Annotated in this window: 31 protein-coding genes and 1 tRNA gene; 3 read left to right on the plus strand and 29 right to left on the minus strand. The window is 67.6% G+C overall.

The window, feature by feature from the left end:
• Positions 1 to 352: 352 nt before the first annotated feature.
• From G4X40_RS18810 to G4X40_RS18945, 28 genes are all read right to left on the minus strand, one after another.
• Positions 353 to 964 carry a DUF7341 domain-containing protein gene (locus tag G4X40_RS18810; RefSeq protein ID WP_277834765.1) on the minus strand — a complete coding sequence of 204 codons (612 nt, stop codon included), beginning with the start codon at positions 962 to 964 and terminating at the stop codon, positions 353 to 355.
• Positions 961 to 1,464: a GIY-YIG nuclease family protein gene (locus G4X40_RS18815; protein ID WP_277834767.1), complete on the minus strand. Its 504-nt coding sequence runs from the start codon at positions 1,462 to 1,464 to the stop codon at positions 961 to 963. Before G4X40_RS18815 ends, G4X40_RS18810 begins: the two co-directional genes overlap by 4 nt.
• Positions 1,461 to 1,793, minus strand: a complete 333-nt coding sequence (locus G4X40_RS18820; RefSeq protein WP_277834768.1) for a hypothetical protein — start codon at positions 1,791 to 1,793, stop codon at positions 1,461 to 1,463. Before G4X40_RS18820 ends, G4X40_RS18815 begins: the two co-directional genes overlap by 4 nt.
• The gene (locus G4X40_RS18825) at positions 1,790 to 2,113 is read right to left on the minus strand and encodes a hypothetical protein (RefSeq protein WP_277834770.1); all 324 of its coding nucleotides are present in this window, start codon (positions 2,111 to 2,113) and stop codon (positions 1,790 to 1,792) included. The genes G4X40_RS18820 and G4X40_RS18825 overlap by 4 nt, the downstream gene beginning before the upstream one ends.
• Complete coding sequence (locus tag G4X40_RS18830) at positions 2,110 to 2,517, minus strand: hypothetical protein (protein WP_277834772.1); 408 nt, start codon at positions 2,515 to 2,517, stop codon at positions 2,110 to 2,112. The genes G4X40_RS18825 and G4X40_RS18830 overlap by 4 nt, the downstream gene beginning before the upstream one ends.
• Positions 2,514 to 3,116, minus strand: a complete 603-nt coding sequence (locus G4X40_RS18835; RefSeq protein WP_277834773.1) for a hypothetical protein — start codon at positions 3,114 to 3,116, stop codon at positions 2,514 to 2,516. The genes G4X40_RS18830 and G4X40_RS18835 overlap by 4 nt, the downstream gene beginning before the upstream one ends.
• Positions 3,113 to 3,865, minus strand: a complete 753-nt coding sequence (locus G4X40_RS18840) for a hypothetical protein (protein WP_277834774.1) — start codon at positions 3,863 to 3,865, stop codon at positions 3,113 to 3,115. The genes G4X40_RS18835 and G4X40_RS18840 overlap by 4 nt, the downstream gene beginning before the upstream one ends.
• A 97-nt stretch (positions 3,866 to 3,962) precedes the next feature.
• Positions 3,963 to 4,097 (minus strand): hypothetical protein, encoded by a 135-nt coding sequence (locus tag G4X40_RS18845; protein WP_277834775.1) that lies wholly within the window; start codon positions 4,095 to 4,097, stop codon positions 3,963 to 3,965.
• Complete coding sequence (locus G4X40_RS18850) at positions 4,094 to 4,333, minus strand: hypothetical protein (RefSeq protein ID WP_277834776.1); 240 nt, start codon at positions 4,331 to 4,333, stop codon at positions 4,094 to 4,096. The genes G4X40_RS18845 and G4X40_RS18850 overlap by 4 nt, the downstream gene beginning before the upstream one ends.
• A complete protein-coding gene (locus tag G4X40_RS18855; protein WP_277834777.1) occupies positions 4,330 to 4,524 on the minus strand; it encodes a hypothetical protein in 195 nt (64 codons plus the stop codon). The genes G4X40_RS18850 and G4X40_RS18855 overlap by 4 nt, the downstream gene beginning before the upstream one ends.
• 18 nt (positions 4,525 to 4,542) lie before the next feature.
• Positions 4,543 to 4,920 (minus strand): RusA family crossover junction endodeoxyribonuclease, encoded by a 378-nt coding sequence (locus G4X40_RS18860; protein ID WP_277834778.1) that lies wholly within the window; start codon positions 4,918 to 4,920, stop codon positions 4,543 to 4,545.
• The gene (ssb, locus tag G4X40_RS18865) at positions 4,920 to 5,366 is read right to left on the minus strand and encodes a single-stranded DNA-binding protein (protein WP_277834780.1); all 447 of its coding nucleotides are present in this window, start codon (positions 5,364 to 5,366) and stop codon (positions 4,920 to 4,922) included. The genes G4X40_RS18860 and ssb overlap by 1 nt, the downstream gene beginning before the upstream one ends.
• Positions 5,366 to 5,710: a hypothetical protein gene (locus G4X40_RS18870; protein ID WP_277834782.1), complete on the minus strand. Its 345-nt coding sequence runs from the start codon at positions 5,708 to 5,710 to the stop codon at positions 5,366 to 5,368. The genes ssb and G4X40_RS18870 overlap by 1 nt, the downstream gene beginning before the upstream one ends.
• Complete coding sequence (locus G4X40_RS18875; protein ID WP_277834783.1) at positions 5,707 to 6,564, minus strand: hypothetical protein; 858 nt, start codon at positions 6,562 to 6,564, stop codon at positions 5,707 to 5,709. The genes G4X40_RS18870 and G4X40_RS18875 overlap by 4 nt, the downstream gene beginning before the upstream one ends.
• A gap of 46 nt (positions 6,565 to 6,610) precedes the next feature.
• The gene (locus tag G4X40_RS18880; protein ID WP_277834785.1) at positions 6,611 to 6,877 is read right to left on the minus strand and encodes a hypothetical protein; all 267 of its coding nucleotides are present in this window, start codon (positions 6,875 to 6,877) and stop codon (positions 6,611 to 6,613) included.
• Entirely contained in the window at positions 6,874 to 7,233 is a 360-nt protein-coding gene (locus G4X40_RS18885; RefSeq protein ID WP_277834787.1) for a hypothetical protein, read from the minus strand. Before G4X40_RS18885 ends, G4X40_RS18880 begins: the two co-directional genes overlap by 4 nt.
• Positions 7,230 to 7,832 carry a site-specific DNA-methyltransferase gene (locus G4X40_RS18890; protein ID WP_277834789.1) on the minus strand — a complete coding sequence of 201 codons (603 nt, stop codon included), beginning with the start codon at positions 7,830 to 7,832 and terminating at the stop codon, positions 7,230 to 7,232. Before G4X40_RS18890 ends, G4X40_RS18885 begins: the two co-directional genes overlap by 4 nt.
• Positions 7,829 to 8,194: a hypothetical protein gene (locus G4X40_RS18895; protein ID WP_277834791.1), complete on the minus strand. Its 366-nt coding sequence runs from the start codon at positions 8,192 to 8,194 to the stop codon at positions 7,829 to 7,831. The genes G4X40_RS18890 and G4X40_RS18895 overlap by 4 nt, the downstream gene beginning before the upstream one ends.
• Entirely contained in the window at positions 8,191 to 8,796 is a 606-nt protein-coding gene (locus tag G4X40_RS18900; RefSeq protein WP_277834792.1) for an ERF family protein, read from the minus strand. The genes G4X40_RS18895 and G4X40_RS18900 overlap by 4 nt, the downstream gene beginning before the upstream one ends.
• A complete protein-coding gene (locus G4X40_RS18905) occupies positions 8,793 to 9,281 on the minus strand; it encodes a hypothetical protein (RefSeq protein ID WP_277834794.1) in 489 nt (162 codons plus the stop codon). The genes G4X40_RS18900 and G4X40_RS18905 overlap by 4 nt, the downstream gene beginning before the upstream one ends.
• Complete coding sequence (locus tag G4X40_RS18910) at positions 9,278 to 9,499, minus strand: hypothetical protein (RefSeq protein WP_277834795.1); 222 nt, start codon at positions 9,497 to 9,499, stop codon at positions 9,278 to 9,280. Before G4X40_RS18910 ends, G4X40_RS18905 begins: the two co-directional genes overlap by 4 nt.
• Positions 9,500 to 9,504: 5 nt before the next feature.
• On the minus strand, positions 9,505 to 9,666 hold the full coding sequence (locus tag G4X40_RS18915; protein ID WP_277834797.1) for a hypothetical protein: 162 nt from the start codon (positions 9,664 to 9,666) through the stop codon (positions 9,505 to 9,507).
• Positions 9,667 to 9,777: 111 nt separating this feature from the next.
• The gene (locus tag G4X40_RS18920) at positions 9,778 to 10,041 is read right to left on the minus strand and encodes a hypothetical protein (protein WP_277834799.1); all 264 of its coding nucleotides are present in this window, start codon (positions 10,039 to 10,041) and stop codon (positions 9,778 to 9,780) included.
• Positions 10,034 to 10,267 carry a hypothetical protein gene (locus tag G4X40_RS18925; protein WP_277834801.1) on the minus strand — a complete coding sequence of 78 codons (234 nt, stop codon included), beginning with the start codon at positions 10,265 to 10,267 and terminating at the stop codon, positions 10,034 to 10,036. The genes G4X40_RS18920 and G4X40_RS18925 overlap by 8 nt, the downstream gene beginning before the upstream one ends.
• A 100-nt stretch (positions 10,268 to 10,367) precedes the next feature.
• On the minus strand, positions 10,368 to 10,574 hold the full coding sequence (locus G4X40_RS18930) for a hypothetical protein (protein WP_277834802.1): 207 nt from the start codon (positions 10,572 to 10,574) through the stop codon (positions 10,368 to 10,370).
• Positions 10,571 to 11,020: a hypothetical protein gene (locus G4X40_RS18935; protein ID WP_277834804.1), complete on the minus strand. Its 450-nt coding sequence runs from the start codon at positions 11,018 to 11,020 to the stop codon at positions 10,571 to 10,573. The genes G4X40_RS18930 and G4X40_RS18935 overlap by 4 nt, the downstream gene beginning before the upstream one ends.
• Entirely contained in the window at positions 11,017 to 11,820 is an 804-nt protein-coding gene (locus G4X40_RS18940) for a phage antirepressor N-terminal domain-containing protein (protein WP_277834805.1), read from the minus strand. The genes G4X40_RS18935 and G4X40_RS18940 overlap by 4 nt, the downstream gene beginning before the upstream one ends.
• Positions 11,821 to 11,889: 69 nt before the next feature.
• A complete protein-coding gene (locus G4X40_RS18945; protein ID WP_277834806.1) occupies positions 11,890 to 12,090 on the minus strand; it encodes a helix-turn-helix transcriptional regulator in 201 nt (66 codons plus the stop codon).
• Between the two features lie 595 nt (positions 12,091 to 12,685).
• Between G4X40_RS18945 and G4X40_RS18950 the strand changes: the two genes are divergently transcribed.
• Both G4X40_RS18950 and G4X40_RS18955 read left to right on the plus strand, forming a co-directional pair.
• Complete coding sequence (locus tag G4X40_RS18950; RefSeq protein ID WP_277834808.1) at positions 12,686 to 13,252, plus strand: helix-turn-helix domain-containing protein; 567 nt, start codon at positions 12,686 to 12,688, stop codon at positions 13,250 to 13,252.
• Positions 13,253 to 13,473: 221 nt separating this feature from the next.
• Positions 13,474 to 14,541, plus strand: coding sequence for a tyrosine-type recombinase/integrase (locus G4X40_RS18955; protein ID WP_277834809.1), 1,068 nt, complete (start codon positions 13,474 to 13,476; stop codon positions 14,539 to 14,541).
• 95 nt (positions 14,542 to 14,636) lie between these two features.
• Here G4X40_RS18955 and G4X40_RS18960 read toward each other — a convergent pair.
• Positions 14,637 to 14,709, minus strand: a tRNA-Arg gene (locus G4X40_RS18960).
• A gap of 183 nt (positions 14,710 to 14,892) precedes the next feature.
• Here G4X40_RS18960 and G4X40_RS18965 point away from each other — a divergent pair.
• Positions 14,893 to 16,533, plus strand: coding sequence for an MFS transporter (locus G4X40_RS18965; protein ID WP_277834811.1), 1,641 nt, complete (start codon positions 14,893 to 14,895; stop codon positions 16,531 to 16,533).
• Position 16,534 lies beyond the last annotated feature (1 nt).

Consider the following 16,534-nt stretch of genomic DNA (forward strand, 5'->3'; position numbering starts at 1 on the left):
GGCTCCTCCGCGAGTGAGGGAAGTTGAGCCGGTTGGTAACCCGGTCCGGCGGCCGGGCCCGCGTGCGCTGGCAAGCTGCAACGGCGGGGGTCAGTGCCCGTCAGGACAGCGAGGTCACGACGGGGAGCAGAGCGAGAGCGAGCTTCCCGAGAGCGGGGAGGAACTCGACGAACGCAACGAGGGTGGTGGTCAGCATGTGGTCACCCCCTCTCGCATTGCGTGGTGGGTGGGGGTGTCCTCGGCCAGTGGGCCGTCGCCGTGGTCCCGCACTGGCCGAGGAATCACGAAAGCCGCGGCGTGCTGTAGGCACACTGCGGCTCCGTGGGTCACTCTACGCGATTGTTGCGGGTTGTCACGCACCCGACTGTTCGGTGACGTCGGGTGCGCCGATCAGTCGGGCGAGGAAGGCCAGCTGGTCGGGTGGCCAGTGGGTTCCGCACACCGCGCAGTGGCACCCCTCGGCGTCGATGTGGAGGACATCAGCGCGGATGGTTTCCCCCAACCCGTCCCGCCGGTAGACGTACCGTTCGCCGCACTCTGGGCAGGGCTCGCGGACTTCCATGCGGGGTCCGCCGGCGAGGATCGTTTCGGCTGCGCGTACCCAGCCGTGGATGGTGTTGGTGATCTGCCGAGCTTGCCCGGTGTCCTGGGGTCGCCAGGGCCGGTGGGCTAGTCCGGCGAGCAGGGACAGGATGTGGCCCTGCTCGGGTGTGGCCCAGGCGCGGACTGTGGTGTCGACGGTGGTGATCCAGTCGATCGTCTCCAACCATGCTGGGGCGCTGGAGTTGAAGGCGCCGGGGGAGACGCCGCGCTTCGACTCGTGGACGGCCTGCTGCATCTGGACGTACAGGCATGGCGCGGTCAGGGTGCGGCCGTCGTGGATGGTGGTGCGCACCCCGGTCAGTCGGTGGATCGCGGTGTCCAGGTGGTGGAGCGCGTCCCGCAGGTTCTCATCGGTGCTCATGTGATCGCCCATCCGCCTTTCCCCTTGAGTCTCATGGTCTGACCGCGTTGCTTGCTGCGACGGAACTTGTGGATGTGGTCGGTGGGTTCGCCGTGCTCGGCTACGACGGATTCGATGTGGTCGGCGAGCGACGTGTCCGGCGTGAACCATTCGCGGCCGTCCGCGAGGCAGTGCGCGAAACGGTGGTGCATCTGCCGCTCGGTGTCCTTCGAGCCGGGGTGCACCGCGAGCAGTTGCGTGTCTGGCGGGTAGGCGCGCATCCGCCGGCGAACGTCCTTCGAGTACCCGATTTTGATTCGGTCGCCGATCCGCGCGTAGTAGACTTCCCCGGCCGAGTAAAGGCCGTGTGCGAGCTTCCCAACGGCGTCGACCAGGTCGATGTACGCCCTCCGAGCGGTCGTCCACTCCGCTTTCAGCGTCGCCACGGCCTCGGTGCGGGTGATCGGTTCCAGATCGGTGTCGGTGATGAGGCGCAAACCTCCGGTGTCAATGTCGGTCACTGGTCGGCCTCCTCGGTGTTGGTTTCAGCGATGACGGACAGCGTGTAGCCCTCGGGCGCCACGGTCACCGGATGCGTCGGATGCACCGCCACCGTGATGAAGTCCCCGATCCGCAGGATGATCGACGTTTCGTCGAGTGAATCCGTGACGCTTTCGAGCGGGCCGGCGATCAGCGTGCCGTGATAGCGAAGCGCGACGGTCCGGCCGATGTGGTCGCTCCGGTAGGTCGGTTGCCCGTCCATGCCGTTGGTGGCGAGTTCGACCGCGGCGACCTCGCCGGCGCCGGGGTTGGGGAGTGCGCGCAGTCTCCCCGCGAGTTCGAGCTTCACTGGTCGGCCTCCTCGGGGGTCCAGAGCACGCGGGCGGGGAATGCCTCGTCGTTGAAGGTTGCTGGCGATCCATCACCAGCCGTGAACCAGTGGCCGCGGTCCTTCTGTGCCGCCAGGACGCCGCCGATGGCGACGATCGTGTAGTCCGGCAGCGCCGCCAGTTCCTCGACGTTCTCGATCACGCGGGGACGGCGGTAGCCAGCGGCCAGGATGTGCTCGGCTGTGTCATGCCAGTCCTTCGGCACGGTGGACTCGATGATCCACAGCGGCGGACACTCGTTCATCAGCTCGGCCAGGTGGTCACGGTCGGTGTCGCTCATCGGGTGGCCTCCTCGGCTAGTTGGGCGGCGGCGCAATCGTCGTGCCACACATGGGTTTCCCACTCTTGGCCATCGTGACCATCGGGCAGTGACGGAAACATGACTCTGTCGAGCTGCCAGATCAGCTGCCCGTCCTCGATGGGGTTTGCGCACCGGTCGCACTCGGTGTCCGTCGAGCTCTCGCAGGCGCACACGTCCGGGTTTCGGTCGGTGCACCCAGTGAAGTCGAACCCGTCAGCCTTGAACGGGGCTGTCGGCTTGTCGGCGATCATGTACCCGGCCTGGTCGAGCGCGGCGAGGATGTTGTCGGCCTTCTGTCGGTGTGCATCGCCCGCACCGTTGGTGTGCCAGGTGCAGGCGGCTAGCTCAGCGGCGATCACGTCGGCGGGGGTCTGCGCGGTCACGGCAGGACCTCCGTGAAGGGGCCGTGGGCGGTGTCCCAGTCGGCGCTCAGCTCAAACTCCTCGGACCTGACCCGATGTGGTGGCTCGATCGGGGTCCATGTGCACCCCTGACGGTCCCGCACCTCGACGTCGTGCGGCACGTCGGCGAGCGAGTCCCAGGCGCGGGCAACGCGGATGCCGGACGGCATGGGTGTGCAGTCGCCGAACCACTTGCGGGCGTACTCGATGTTCTTCTGGTCTGCCGGGTGGATGGAGTCGGCGCCGCGCAGCGCGATCTGCGTCGCCGCGATCACCTCCGGCCCGATGACCCGTGCCCTGTCGGGGATCAGGTGGGCCTTGGCGGCGCGGGCGACAGCGATCCAGCTCAGACTGGGCGGCTCATCCGACATCTCGCCCCGGCCGCCCATGTGCCACTCATGCCTGAGCACCCGTGCCAGTTCCTCCACCTCCCGGTCAGCGACGGCGTACGCCTCCATGTCCCGAATCACGCCCTCGATGACGGTCATCGCGTGCTCGCCGATGCCGCAGCCGGACAGGTAGTCGAGGTGTGTCCGCATCGTCTCGGCGGTGATGTCGATCTCGGCGGTCGGCTCGCTCATGCTCGCACCGCCTGCATCTGTCCGAGCGCGGTGTCAACGGCGTTGGTGTCGACAGGCTTCTCGTCGAGGCCGGAAATCCGTCGCCATGCGTCGATGGCGTGGTTCGTGAACTCGATGAGGGCGGCGGACTCGGCAGCGGACTCGGCGGCGGACCAGGCGGCGGACCGGGCGGCGGACTCGGCGGCGGACTCGGCGGCGGACCAGGCGGCGGACCAGGCGGCGGACTCGGCGGCGGACCAGGCGGCGGACCAGGCGGCGGACTCGGCGGCGGACTCGGCGGCGGACCAGGCGGCGGACCCGGCAGCGGACCGGGCGGCGGACCAGGCGCTTTCCATCTCACCCTTGGCGACCTTGCGGTGCATCTCGGCGATGCGCTCGATCACGACAGCGCCGTCCTTGTCGGCCGCACGGATCGCACCCCACACCGGCGACGTGAGCATCTCCGCCATCCACTCGTGAATCACCGAGTCCGACACGCCTGCGGTGCCGACGGTGCGCCAGCCGAGATCGAGGGCGATCACGGCGTTCTCGGGCGACAGGAACCCGTCTGGCCCGGCCAGGTTGTCATTGACCATCTGCACCAGCGACGCCAGCGGACGCGCCGAACAGGACGGGTAGTCGGTGATCTTGGTGTCACCGTTGATGTAGCTGATGACGTTCATGGCGCAGCCCTTGCCACTGCCGGCGCCGTGCGAGCCCTGCGCGAGACGAAGCGGGTTGGTGATGCGGGACAGGTCGAGATCGGTCACAGGGAGCCTCCAAGGGTGAGTAGCTGGCAGATGGTCAGCCGCATAGTCGGGAAGGTGACGGCGTGGCCGTGGGCAGCCCACGTGCCGGTGGCGGATGTCAGCTCCATGTTCCGTTCCTTTCGTCGAGCTTCGCGAGGGCCTCGAACATGAGGCCGGTGGTGATGGTCACGGCGGCTGCGATGCCGGCGGCGGCGAGTGCGGTCGCCGCGAGGGTGGTCCGCAGGCGGGTCATCGGACTGCTCCCGATTGGGCGAGTGCGGCGGCGAGCATGTTCCTGATGGCCGCAAACCGCGGGTTACCCACGGCCCGTTCGGTGATGTGCACCCGATCCGAGGTGGTGCGGACCCCTCGCAACTGGTCGGGGTGGGTGACGATCAGCGCGGCCCGGGCCCGCCAGATGGGGAGCGCAGCGGTGGCGCAGTCCTGACCGTCGCGCAGGTTCAGGGCGACGATCACGTCCCCGTTCACGCGACCACCTCGAGGCGGCTGGTGAACACGGCGACGTCGGTCGAGGACAGGTTCTCGCCGGACGGCCTGTTCGACGGTTCGTCGAGGCGGGTCAGGCCGGCGTAGTTGCCGACGATCCGGTCGACATGCCAGGTGCCGAGCATGTCGGCGATCGTCACCGTGTCGCCGACTGTGGGGGTAGGGGTTGTCATGGCTTGTGGTCCTTCGGGTTACGGGACGATGGGGGAGCAGTCGACGGCCAGCCACATCTGCGAGCCGACGCCCCTCTCGGCGCGGTGCAAGATCGGCATGATCTTCGACATCCACTCAGGGGTGTCATCGGGGACGAGGCCGGCATCGACCAGGCCGTCGCAGATCGCCTTCAGGTCGCCGACGAGGTTGTCCTCGTCACGACGCCGGTTGTCGCGGGGCCGATAGTGCAGCTCCACCCGGACGTGGCCGGCCGGTTCGATCTGCCGTTCCCGGATCAGCGTCGCGACGTCGTGCCGGATCTGCGCAACCTTCTTCGCCTTCACTCGGTAGTGGTCGCGGCCGTTGAGGGACAGCATCGGTGTCGTCCACGGCAGGGTGATCGTGTGGGCGGCCATCAGAACGGGGGCTCCTCGGTCTGCTGCGGCGCGTTCGCGGCACCCCACGGGTCATCCGCTGCCGGAGCGCTGTTCGACGCTCTCGCGGCCTTCTGCGGCTTTGCGGTCGCGTACTTCAGCGACGGGCCGATCGAGTCGATCAGCAGCGACGTGGCCGAGCGCTTGTCGCCGGTGTTTCGGTCGGTCCACTGCTCGGTCTTGAGCCGGCCGGTGACGACGATCTCGCAGCCCTTTGTCAGCGACTCGGCGACGTTCTCCGCTTCCTGCTTGAACAGGGTTCCGCGGATGAAGAACACGTCGCCGTCGACCCACTCGTTGCGGTCGCGGTCGAACTTGCGGGCGTTGAACGCGAGGTTCATGGTCGCCACGGCCACGCCCGAGGGTGAGAACCGAAGCTCGGGATCAGCGGTGAGCCGGCCGGTTCCAGTCATGATGGGCAGGGACATCAGGCATCCTTTCGCGCCGCTTCGAGGGCGGCGATCTTGTCGTCGATTCGTTGGTCGAGCGCGGCCTCATAGACGCGCCGTTCGTCGGAGGTCATGCGGTCGAGGCGCTCGCGCCGGACTCGGCGCGCGGCCTTGACGATGTCCGCGGGCAGAGGCTTGAACCCGCTTCCGAACTCGCAGTAGGCGATCGAGACGCCTTCGATCAGGTCCGTGAGCTGCAGCCCGTAGCGGGCGAACACGTCGCCCCACGCGATCGCCATCGCCTCGCCGCCGTTCGGGAACCACGGGTCGTGCGCGGCGCACTTCGTCAACACCAGGGCGCCGATGCGCTTGTTGTCGCTCATGAGATCGCCTTCTGGTCGGTGTCGTTCGCGATCGCGAGCCAGCCGGCAATCTTGTCGTCGTGCCGGGAGCGGCCAGTGGCGCCACGGGCGGGGAGCGGTTCGTCGAGCCAGCCGTCCCGGTTCAGCCATCCCTCGGCGTACTTCGTGAACTGGTCCTCGCGGTTGGGGTCGGTCGCGTATCGGCTGGCGCCAGCGACCAGCTCGGCATCGTCGGCCCGGCGCCGAGCGCGGCGCCACGCCTCAAGGGCTTTCCGCTTCCCAGACTTCCGGGGGTACGCGGTCCAGAACTCCTCGAACGCGGCCGGATAGGTCGCGGGGTCGCTCGACGGCGCAGCCGGTGAGCAAGAGCTCTTTTCCTCTGTTCCCCTGTTCCCCTGTTCCTCTGTTCCAGTCGATGGGGACTCGCGACACTCTCGCGAGGATTCCGCGACAACCTCACGAACGGTTGCGTTCTCGCAGGTCGGGAGCGGGTAGCGGGGCTTGTTCGGCCGGTCGATCCGCTGGTGCTTCTCCCAGTTGGTCACGTACAGCAGATCCCGCGAATCGACGGTGTAGCGGATGATGCGACGAGCCTCAGAAAGCTGCTGCAACCCTCGCGACACCCTCGCGAATGTCTCGCGAGCATCGCGCTCGACGTCATCGGCGAACAGGTCTGTCGTGATCAGTGAAAGCCGGTCCTGCCCAACCCCGTTGTCGTCGACGTACGACCACAGCCCGATGAACAGCAGCCGCGTGTCCCAGTCGGCGATCGTCGAGATGTCCTGAGACCGCCAGAACTCGGGCTTGATCGAACGAATCCTCATCAGTTCTTCACCTCCGATCCGAACGGGCAGAACCCGGCACCGAAGTGCCACTCGTAGACGGCTTCCGACTCGAACTCGAGTCCGCAGATGCACCTGGTCATGCCGGCCGCCAGGGACTCTGCGGGTCGCGGCGGACGATCGGGAACGTCGCCTCGCCCTGCGCGCGGGTGATGTCGAGAAAGTCGGCGCACGCCTTCGCGCTGACGCGACGGACACGGGTGTGCAGGTGCCGATGCGGGGTGTCGCACCACACGCCGACACCGTGCAGACACCCCACGTCGACGACGTCGGCGTTGAGCGTGCAGACGCCCTTGGCGTGCACCCAGTCGCCGCATAGCAGGTCCAGCAACGTCGGCGCGCTCACCACAGCACCTCCTGTTCGACGATGCCGCCGAGGTCTGTCAGCAACACCTGACGGCCACGCCACCGCACCGGTACGTGCGCCGGCTCGTCGTTCTGTGACACCAGCCAGCCCGCCCGCAACGCCCGCTCACGGTTCGACTCGATGTGCGCGTGGCACACCCAGCACACGTGCAGCAGCCCGGATGGGAAGTTCGTCGAGTCACGCTTGGTGCCGCCCATGCCTCGGGCACGACGGTGGTGGATCTGGTGCGCGGTCAGCAGGCACGCGGGCCCGGCGATGACCTCGCAGTCGCCACCGGACCGGGCGAGCAGCGCGTCGACCTGATCCTGCGACGGCCCGGTCTTGCGGCGACTCATGACGCACTTCCGAAGTTGAGTGCGCCTTGCGCGAGCCGCTTCGCGATGACCTCGCAGTACCGTTCATTGAGCTCGACACCGACGGCCCGGCGCCCGGCGGTCGCGGCGGCAACGAGGGTGGATCCGCTGCCGGCGAAGGGGTCTGCGATGACCCCGGCCGGGCATTTGTCGATCAGCCGCCACAGCAGGTCGATCGGCTTCTCGTGCGGGTGCAGGCGCCCGTTCTTCGCGGTCGACTGGACTGGCGGGCAGGTGAGGACGTTGGAGTCCCGTCGCCCGGTGAATCCCTTCCCGAGCACATAGATTTCCTGGTCCGACGGCTTCCAGGGGACGGACAGGTCACCCATCCCGAGTGCACCCTTGGTGTCCCAGATCAGTCGGGTGTGGGTGCGTTCGGGGCGTGGGATGCGCCAGGTGCCGAACACGAGCGCGGGCCGGTCACCCCACGCGGTGAGGGCAGTGTCGCGGGCTGCGGTGTCCTTGTCTCCGAGGATTGATGCGGCCAGGTCTGCGCGACGGCTACCGGATTGGTAGTCGATGCCGTAGGGCGGGTCGGTGAGCAGCACGTCGGCGTCGAGCCAGCCGTCCAAGATGCTCATGCGCCCTCACCCCGACCGGCCAGCTGGACCTCGGCCCGCACCGTGGCGCCGTGCGACCGGCCGACGTCGATCCGTGACTGCAGGGTTCGGACGGTGCGCTGCAGCCCGCGAACGGTTGCCTCGGATACCCGAGCGGCCAGCCGAATGTCGTGGGTCTCGATGACCGCCTGCGACTTCCGGAAGTCCACGGACCCGGACACCCGCACGAACGCCTTGGCCTCCGCGAGTTTCGCGTCCTCGGCCAACTCGGTGGCGCGGATGTCCTCCTCGTTGAGTTGCTGCGTCACCTTCTCCAGCTCGCGGGAGAGGGCCAGCAGGTGCCGCGCCACACCATTGGCGTCGAGCTGCCCAGGCTCGATCATGACTGCCCCCGGTAGAACTCGGTCATCTTGCGGATCGCGTCGACGTCGGTCGAGTCGCGCAGCTCCCCGTTGCCGTCGTTGCGGAACGTCTCCACAGCCTCGGCCGGGTCGATGCCCTTGAACTTCAGCGTCGCCAGCAGGGCCTCACGTGCCTCGTCGGCCGGCGACTTCGCGGCCCGCTCGTGCGTGTCAGCGTCCGGGTCAGGCTCCTGCGTCGGCACCGTGAGCCCCTGCAGCAGGAACGTGCGGTACGCCACCGACTGCGCCTTGCTCACCGCCTTGTCGCCGGCGTCCGCGGCCTCGCCGTACGTCGACCCGGCGAAGCTGTCGCCCGCGGGACCGAACACCGTGTACCGCATGTGCACGGTCGCGTTCCGCATCTGCCCGCCGGCCTTCGTCGGGTACCGCTCCGACTCGATCGACAACGCCTCCGGGATGATCACGACACCGTGCTCCCGCAGCGCCGGGCCGACCGTGTTCATCGTCGCGTCGATGCCACGGAAGTTGAAGTTCTGCTGCGTGTTCCGCTCGCTCTTGGAGATGCCCAACACCTCGGCCATCACCGCGGCGAACGCCTCGTGAACGGTAGGCTTCTCGGTCACTGCGCACCGCCGATCGCCAGCACCGCGCCGAGGTCGATCTGGCCGCGGGCGTACATGCCCGCGATCAGCACATCCGCTTCCTCGCTGGCGGTGTAGCGGGCCGTCGTCTTCCGCGCCTCCGGCACAGACACCGCGGTCCCGGCCGGCAACTCGCTGCCCGCCGCGTGCGCTGCCAGTACGCGGGTGATCACGTCCTTGCGGGCCCACTCCCGCAGCCGGACGATCTCCTCGACCGCGTCGGGGTCCTCGTCGTACATCCACGGGATCACGACGGACTCGTCGATCTCCACGACCGGCTTCGGCTTCGTCGCCCGCGGGATCAACACCATCCCGATCTCGCGGCCCTCGTCATCGACGACCGCCTCCGAGCCGCGGGCCATGTCTTCCGCCAGCTCGAGCTTCGCCGCGGACTCGACCTCCGCTGCCTTCTTCTTGATCGCGGCCGCGATCGCGATGCGCCGCACAATGTCCTGCCTGCTGCTCATTGATTGTTCCTGTTCTGCTGCGGCCAGCTGGTGACAGCGGCCGGGTATTCGAGGTCGACGGGGAAGATGTGATGGCCGGCGCGGGTGTAGGTGAGGATCACGCGGGGTTCGCCCGATGCGGTGTGGATCGCGGCGGTGCGGAACACGCGGGCCAGGCCGTCGGTGATGATGCAGCCGTACGGAAGTCGTTCGACGTCGTCGGTTGTCCACAGCATCATCGGGATCACCCCTCAGCCAGCGCGGCCGACATGCGCGCGGCCAGTGCGGGCGAGACTGACGCGGACCAGTACACGGACCCGTCCCGAATGATCTCGACCCGCTTCCGTCCGGGCGTGAAGTCGGATTCGATGGTGAGATAGTCACTGCCGCAAGGGATCGTGATCATCGGTCGTCTCCTTCATCGCCGGTGCGGCCGGTGTAGATGAAGCACCACGGCTCGTGTTGGGGGAATCCGGGTGCGGTGCCGCCGCACGTGCACTTCGAGTCCTGGGCCACGTCACCACCCGCCGATCGCGCCGATGTGCTGCGGGCAGCCGATGAGGATCGACCAGCCGAGCATCTGCCCGGTCGCGAATCCGCCGGTCCCGGCCGCGACGTGGTCGGCGATGATGTCGGCGAACGTGCCACCGGCGTCGAGTCGCGCGCAGGCGGGGTTGACCGAGGACGAGGTGGCGGCGGTGGTCGTGCTGGCCGACGCGGCCGCCGGTGCGGCGAAGGTGGCCGCGGCGATGACGGCGGCGGCGATCAGGGTGTTACGCATGGTGGTTCCCCTCCGGGAGGATGTGGTTCGGGAAGTGCTGGGCGAGTGCTGCGGTGATGTCTGCGCACACGGTGTCGAGGTCGTCGCCGTCGAGCGTCGGAACCTGCGTGACGAGGGCGAGCGCGGCGAGGGCGTATCGGACGGCGAACCGGTCCGCGAGCGACGGCACGGTGATGTTGTCGACGAGCGCGGAAAGGTCGCACTCGGCCCCGAGCGGCGCGGTCATGACCACACCCGCAGGAACGTGCCGGCGTCGATCACGCCGAGCGCGACAAGGCAGAGGCCGGCCAACACGGACAGGTCGTAGAAGACCCACGGCAGGCTGCTCATCGGGTCACCCCGTAGGCGATGCCCCACGCGACGACCAGGCCGATCACCGCAATCACGAGGAGCGCGTGCAGGATCTGCCGGGCCGACACCTGCTGGCAGGCGGTCGGCGCATCCAGGTCGGTGTCGGGCGTGACCAGCTCGCCGCGGTCGACGATCGTCTCGACCTCATCGAGCCAGTGGGCGGGTGCGAATCCTGTGGTCACGATGCGTCCCCTTCGCAGTCGGTTTCGTCGGCGTCGATTCGGTCACCGATGAGGTCTCGGATTGCTTCAGGGATCGCGGCGAGTCGGAGCGCTCGGACCTCGGCGAACCGTTCGGCAACGGCAGCTTGGTACTCGTCCCAGTGGGCGACGATCAACTGCTCCCGCGCGGCGCGCTCGACTTCGGCGCGCTCGCCGCCGGGGGATGAAGCGAACTGGCCCGCCAGGTGACTCACGCACACGACGGAATGGATTCGCTTCTCGCGCCACTCGCCGTGGCGCACGTAGGTGCCACGGGGGTAGAGGATCATCTTCGATGCGACCGGCGGCCCACACGGCGACCGCTTCTGCTTCCCGGCCTGACTGCACACCAGTCCGTCTCCGGGCGACCAGGGCCGAATGAAGGTCTCGGTCTCGTTCCGCTCGCCGATCTTGATCCAGTCGCTCACGCCTTCACCGCCGCAACGTCGAGGGTCAGCGGGGCGTAGTGCTCGCGCCACACCTGCTCCATGAGGGGCCGGTCGGCTTCGGTGTAGGCACGCACCTCGCGGGTCTGCCCGTTCGACAGGTCCAGCGGATACATCTCCGGCTCGCGGCCGTGCTCTGCGATGTACGCGGCCTTCACGCGCTTCCCGAACACGCCGGCAACCGACTTCAACTTGGTGCGGGACAGGTTCTTTCCCTTGAGGAAGTCCTGCGTGTACAGCGGCTTGCGGGTTTGGTCGAGTTCGGCGTGCTCACCCAGACCGCGTGCCAGCACCACGCGGGCACGCGCCTCGAGGTGGTCGGGGTGGATGAGGCCCTGCGCGGCCTGGCACAGCTCCATCTGCGCGCGCGCCTGGAAGATGAGGGCATTCGCCTGGTGTTCGGTGGCGCGGGGGTTGATGACACCGCCGTCGTGGAAGTACGCGTCGAGCGCGTCGGCGGCCTCGGCCTGGTAGGCGACGATCACCGGGCGCGCGGCCTCATTCACGCGCTTCTCGTCGATGGTCGCGAGCCACATCGTGAACGTGCGGCGGTCGATCATCGCCATCTCGCGCGCCTTGCCATCCACGGCAACCGTGGCCCTCAGGTCCACGGTTGCCCACGACTTGGTCTTGAGCTTGCGGAGCTGCTTCGAGTGGTCGATGCCGAGCGCATCGCAGGCGTGGCGGAGGGAGACCATCGGCTGGCCGTCGATCTCGGCCGCGGTGATCGGGGCGTCGACGCCGGGCACCGGGATGGTGGCGAGTGTCGTATCGTTGGTCATGTCTGACCTTTCCTCTATTGGGTGTTGGACACCGGCCGTCAGCAGTTGCGCCTGCTGGCGGCCATTCATCTACGAGCCGGTGATCGATGCGGTCTGCTGATCCAGCCAGGCTTGGACGTCGGACCAGCGGTAGCGGATCTGGCGGTTGCCGAGCTTCACGAACTTCGGCCCGGCCCCCCGGAATCGCTTCTGCGCGAGGTCGCTGACAGTGACTTGCAGGTACTCGGCGACCTCTGGTGGCGTCGCGAGCCTGCTGTTGGGTGCGGGCATGTGGAACGTCTCCCTGGTTACTCGTTGGAAGTTGGGCCGAAGGATCGCAGTGTGGCGATCGCGCTGTCGGCAGGTCCGTCTGGCGTTCGTCCCTTGACCTGTGCCAGCCAGGCCTCGATTGCGTCGTCACCCGTCACGTGGTCCTCCGATTCGTTCTGCGAGTTGCTGCATGAGTGTCGTCGCAAGCGCGGTCTCGAAAACCTTTGATAGACCGCGGTTTCCGCGTTCTGCCTGCGATAGTGATGCCACCGATCGACGTACGCCAGTGGCTTCTTCGACGAGGTTTAGGAGGCTGGTCTCGGTCAGTCCGAGGAGTTCGCGGAGGCGTCTGACGGGGAGTGAGACGGTGGCTTCCGGAACCCGCTTCCGACCCTCAGGTCCGCGTCGTTCGTCACCGGTGAGCATGGAATGAGCATAACCACGATGGAACCAGAATGGAAGTAATTAGAAGTTGGTAAAAACGCAGGTCGCGATCTTGTAACGGTTTCCCCAGGTGGTGGAACTACGCCAGTGTCATTTGTCCTGGTCGTGTGACAGTTGGAAGTTTCGCGCTTATGGCTTGCTTTTACCGAGAACCTGTTTCACACTGATGCGTATGGACGCAGACATGGCCCGCCTTGGGCAGGTCATCCAACAGCGACGTGACAACGAACTGGGGCTTACCCAGGAGGAAGTCCGAGAGGCCGGCGGTCCATCGATCGCCACGCTGTCGGCACTGGAGAACGGGGTAGGCAAGCCGCCGAGCCGGGCCACCCTCCGCAAACTCGACGCCGCCCTCCAGTGGTCACCCGGAAGTGCAGAGCGTGTATGGCGAGGCGGCACACCCGATGCGCTGACGCCGGCCGTACCGCTGACGGAGCTTGATCGCACCCACGCGAAGTACCGCGCGCTCGCGCAGGCCGGCTCGGTCAGTGGAATGGTTGTCGTCGCGCTTACTCGCGTGGCTAGGGTGTCGGAAGTCGCAGGCAACATCGCGCAACTGGCGGCGAAGCTACCGCCGAGCGACGAGGCCGACGCGCTGGTAAATGCAATCAGCGAGCAGCTTCTGACGGCGACCGACGAGCTTCTCGTTGCTGCAGTCGCGAGCGAGAAGGGGCCGGGCATTCTCTCGGCGCTTGAGCAGAGGCTCGCCCGGACACTCCCGAACGAGATCGAATCGTGACCAACTGAGTGTCACGAATTACATCCCGATTGAGATAGTCGGTTCGTGAACACTGACAGAACATGCACAGGCTGCGCCCCTACTGATTGTGAGAATTGTGTGATAGGACAGTTCCCGCACATGGTGGCTCGGGCATCAGACATGCTCCGTGCGATCCGCAGCCTGCGCGACGCCGACGATGGGCAGAGGTTCGGTAGCTGATGGCAGCTATTTCCCCCTACATGACGAGCTCTGGGCAGAAGCGGTACCGCGTCAGGTACCGCACCCCAGATCACCGGCAGACCGACAAGCGCGGGTTCACAACGAAGAAGCAAGCCGAGGCATTCGCAGCGACCATCGAGGTTGCGAAGCTGACCGGCTCCTACGTTGCGCCAGCGGCCGGCCGGGTAACGGTCCGGGACTACGCCGACATGTGGCTCGCCGGGAAGGCGAACCTGCAGCCCTCCACCCGGGCCCGGTACCAATCGAGCCTGGACGCGCAGGTCCTCCCGAAGTGGGGAGACATCTACATCTCCGCGATCACTCACGAGGGTGTCCAATCGTGGATCGGCAGCATGAGCGACCAGATGAAGCCGGGCAGCGTGCGAAAGCATCACACCGTCTTGCATCAGATCCTCGCTACCGCGGTGAAGTCGAAGCGGCTGGTCGCCAACCCGGCCGCGGACATCGACCTGCCCAAGCAGGACGAGAAGCAGCGCCGGTACCTCACTGCCGGCCAAGTGGCATCCCTCGCGTCGGCCGCCAAGGCTCGGGCCGACATCGTCTATACGCTCGCCTACTGCGGGCTGCGCTGGGGCGAGCTGGCCGCGCTGCGCGTCGGCAGCGTCGACCTCGACCGCGCGCGCTTCTACGTGCGCCAGTCGGTGACCGAGGTCAACGGGAAGCTCGAGTGGGGCGCCCCGAAGTCGGGCAAGGGCCGAGACGTACCGATCCCGGCATTCCTGGTCGCGCGTCTGAAGAAGGTCGTCGACGGGCGGGCGCCGGAAGAGCTGGTGTTCCCCGCGGGCGGCGGCGGGCCAATGCGCGTGCGCAATGCGCGCCGCGACTGGTTCAGCGGCGCGGTGAAGACTGCCGGCTGCCCGGATGGATTCACACCCCACGAGCTCCGGCACACCTGCGCGAGCCTGGCGATCCGCGCCGGCGCGAACATCAAGACGCTGCAGCGGATGCTCGGGCACGCGTCGGCCTCGCTGACGCTGGACCGGTACGGGCACCTGTACGAGGACGATCTCGGTGCGGTCGCTGACCAGCTAGATAAGGCGGCGCGTGATGCTGGGTCATGCTCGTAGCTTGCGGGCGAGTGTGGGCAAAATGTGGGCAAAGGTCGCGGTGTCGTTGCCTGCTGGATGCCCAGATCATGCCTATGACCTGGCGATCGAGTATGTGCCCTCGGCAGGATTCGAACCTGCGACACCCGCTTTAGGAGAGCGGTGCTCTATCCCCTGAGCTACGAGGGCGGGGACCGGTGGCAGTGTACCCGGCGCGCGTGCGGTCACGCACACCGTGAGCGAGGTGTCGGCAAGCCCCCACTTGCTCCGGCTCGCTCCGTCCTCGGTTGACCGCCGGCGCCGGGCGGGTCTAGGTTACTCAACCGTCAGATGTGTGTGTAACTGGTGGTAACGGAGGAATGGAGCGGCGGCATGCGACCACTCGCGCTTTCCGTACCCGACGTGGCGGTGCCGGACCGGTCGGTGACCGGCCGCCGCATGCTCGCGCTCGCCGTCATCTGCCTCGCCGAGTTGCTCGTGGTGCTCGACAACACCGTCGTCAACGTCGCGTTGCCGTCGATCGGTGCCCAACTGCGCGCGACGATGAGCGGACTGCAGTGGGTGGTCGACGCCTACACGCTCACGTTCGCCGGCCTTTTGCTGGCGTTCGGGCACCTCGGGGACCGGCACGGCCGGCGCCGGGCCATGACGATCGGCCTGATCGGCATCGCCGTCATGTCGGTCGGCGGTGCGCTCGCAGGGGACCTCGGTCAGCTGATCGCTGCGCGGGCGGCGATGGGGGTGTGCGCGGCGGCGGTGTTCCCCGCCACGCTCGCACTGATCATCAATCTGTTCCAGGATGCCCGCGAACGCGCCATCGGCATCGCCGCGTGGACGGCGATGGCGGGCTTCGCGATCGCCATCGGCCCGACCGTCGGCGGCTGGCTGCTCGACAACTTCTCGTGGCACTCGGTCTTCTGGGTGAACGTGCCCGTCGCGGTCCTCGTCGCGGCGGCCGCCGTCGCCGTGGTCCCCGAATCGCGCGCCGACCACAGCGGGCGCGTCGACCTCCTCGGCATCGCACTGTCGTTGATCGGGGTCACGGTGCTGGTGTGGACGATCATCGAGGCGCCGCACCACGGCTGGCTCTCGACCACCAGCGTGTCCGGCTACCTCGCCGCGGCGATCACGCTCACCGTCTTCGTGTGGTGGGAACTGCGCACGCCGTCGCCGGTGCTGAACATGCAGCTGTTCCGGATCCGCCGGTTCTCGTTGCCCGCGTTGGCGATCGCGGTCGGCTACTTCTCGATGTTCGGGTTCCTGTTCATGATCACCCAGTACTTCCAGGCGGTCCGCGAGTACACCCCACTGGAGTTCGGCATCCACTCGCTGCCGTTCGCTGCGGCGGTCGGGATCGGGGCGCCGGTGGCGACGCTGGCGGCCCAGCGGTTGGGCACGACCGCGGTGATGGTGTGCGGTCTGCTCGTCCTCGCGCTCGGCATGTTCATCGCCGGGCAGGTCACCGTCGACACGCCGTACTTCGGGCCGGTGCTCGTCTCGATGGTGCTGATGGGCCTGGGACTGGCGATCGTGCAGGGTCCGGCCACCGAATCGATCATGGCGTCGGTGCCGCCCGAGCAGGCCGGCGCCGGGTCGGCCGTCAACGACACCACCCGCGAGATCGGCGGCACGCTCGGCGTCGCGGTGCTCGGGTCGATCCTCGCCTCGGTCTACACAGGCAAGGTCGGGCCGCGGATCGATGCGATCCCCGACAGCATCATGACGCCGGACCAGAAGGGCATCGCCCGCCAGACCGGACTGAGCGTGCTCGAGATCGCCAAGCACAAGGTCAACCCGATGTTCGCCGACCAGAAGGCGGCGCTGATCCACGCGATGAAGGTCGCCAGCATGGACGGCTTCCACGTGGCCTCGGTGGTGACGGTGTCCGCGGTGCTGGTGTGCGCCGCGGTCGTCGCCGTGTTCCTGCCGTGGCGTCCCACCGGGACCTCGGTGCTGCTCGGCTGGCGCGGCGGCGCGGCGACCGATCGCGAACGCGTCCACATGCCACAGTGAG

Origin of the sequence: Speluncibacter jeojiensis (assembly GCF_029589495.1) — a bacterium.
Lineage (GTDB): Bacteria > Actinomycetota > Actinomycetes > Mycobacteriales > Mycobacteriaceae > Speluncibacter > Speluncibacter jeojiensis.

What these genes read in the sequence shown, in the direction of transcription:
- G4X40_RS18810 (WP_277834765.1), bottom strand. Translation starts at nt 964, where the DNA reads ATGAGCACCGATGAGAACCTGCGGGACGCGCTCCACCACCTGGACACC.
- G4X40_RS18825 (WP_277834770.1), bottom strand. Translation starts at nt 2,113, where the DNA reads ATGAGCGACACCGACCGTGACCACCTGGCCGAGCTGATGAACGAGTGT.
- G4X40_RS18835 (WP_277834773.1), bottom strand. Translation starts at nt 3,116, where the DNA reads ATGAGCGAGCCGACCGCCGAGATCGACATCACCGCCGAGACGATGCGG.
- G4X40_RS18845 (WP_277834775.1), bottom strand. Translation starts at nt 4,097, where the DNA reads ATGACCCGCCTGCGGACCACCCTCGCGGCGACCGCACTCGCCGCCGCC.
- G4X40_RS18855 (WP_277834777.1), bottom strand. Translation starts at nt 4,524, where the DNA reads ATGACAACCCCTACCCCCACAGTCGGCGACACGGTGACGATCGCCGAC.
- G4X40_RS18860 (WP_277834778.1), bottom strand. Translation starts at nt 4,920, where the DNA reads ATGGCCGCCCACACGATCACCCTGCCGTGGACGACACCGATGCTGTCC.
- ssb (WP_277834780.1), bottom strand. Translation starts at nt 5,366, where the DNA reads ATGTCCCTGCCCATCATGACTGGAACCGGCCGGCTCACCGCTGATCCC.
- G4X40_RS18870 (WP_277834782.1), bottom strand. Translation starts at nt 5,710, where the DNA reads ATGAGCGACAACAAGCGCATCGGCGCCCTGGTGTTGACGAAGTGCGCC.
- G4X40_RS18885 (WP_277834787.1), bottom strand. Translation starts at nt 7,233, where the DNA reads ATGAGTCGCCGCAAGACCGGGCCGTCGCAGGATCAGGTCGACGCGCTG.
- G4X40_RS18890 (WP_277834789.1), bottom strand. Translation starts at nt 7,832, where the DNA reads ATGAGCATCTTGGACGGCTGGCTCGACGCCGACGTGCTGCTCACCGAC.
- G4X40_RS18895 (WP_277834791.1), bottom strand. Translation starts at nt 8,194, where the DNA reads ATGATCGAGCCTGGGCAGCTCGACGCCAATGGTGTGGCGCGGCACCTG.
- G4X40_RS18905 (WP_277834794.1), bottom strand. Translation starts at nt 9,281, where the DNA reads ATGAGCAGCAGGCAGGACATTGTGCGGCGCATCGCGATCGCGGCCGCG.
- G4X40_RS18910 (WP_277834795.1), bottom strand. Translation starts at nt 9,499, where the DNA reads ATGATGCTGTGGACAACCGACGACGTCGAACGACTTCCGTACGGCTGC.
- G4X40_RS18915 (WP_277834797.1), bottom strand. Translation starts at nt 9,666, where the DNA reads ATGATCACGATCCCTTGCGGCAGTGACTATCTCACCATCGAATCCGAC.
- G4X40_RS18920 (WP_277834799.1), bottom strand. Translation starts at nt 10,041, where the DNA reads ATGCGTAACACCCTGATCGCCGCCGCCGTCATCGCCGCGGCCACCTTC.
- G4X40_RS18925 (WP_277834801.1), bottom strand. Translation starts at nt 10,267, where the DNA reads ATGACCGCGCCGCTCGGGGCCGAGTGCGACCTTTCCGCGCTCGTCGAC.
- G4X40_RS18940 (WP_277834805.1), bottom strand. Translation starts at nt 11,820, where the DNA reads ATGACCAACGATACGACACTCGCCACCATCCCGGTGCCCGGCGTCGAC.
- G4X40_RS18945 (WP_277834806.1), bottom strand. Translation starts at nt 12,090, where the DNA reads ATGCCCGCACCCAACAGCAGGCTCGCGACGCCACCAGAGGTCGCCGAG.
- G4X40_RS18950 (WP_277834808.1), top strand. Translation starts at nt 12,686, where the DNA reads ATGGACGCAGACATGGCCCGCCTTGGGCAGGTCATCCAACAGCGACGT.
- G4X40_RS18955 (WP_277834809.1), top strand. Translation starts at nt 13,474, where the DNA reads ATGACGAGCTCTGGGCAGAAGCGGTACCGCGTCAGGTACCGCACCCCA.
- G4X40_RS18965 (WP_277834811.1), top strand. Translation starts at nt 14,893, where the DNA reads ATGCGACCACTCGCGCTTTCCGTACCCGACGTGGCGGTGCCGGACCGG.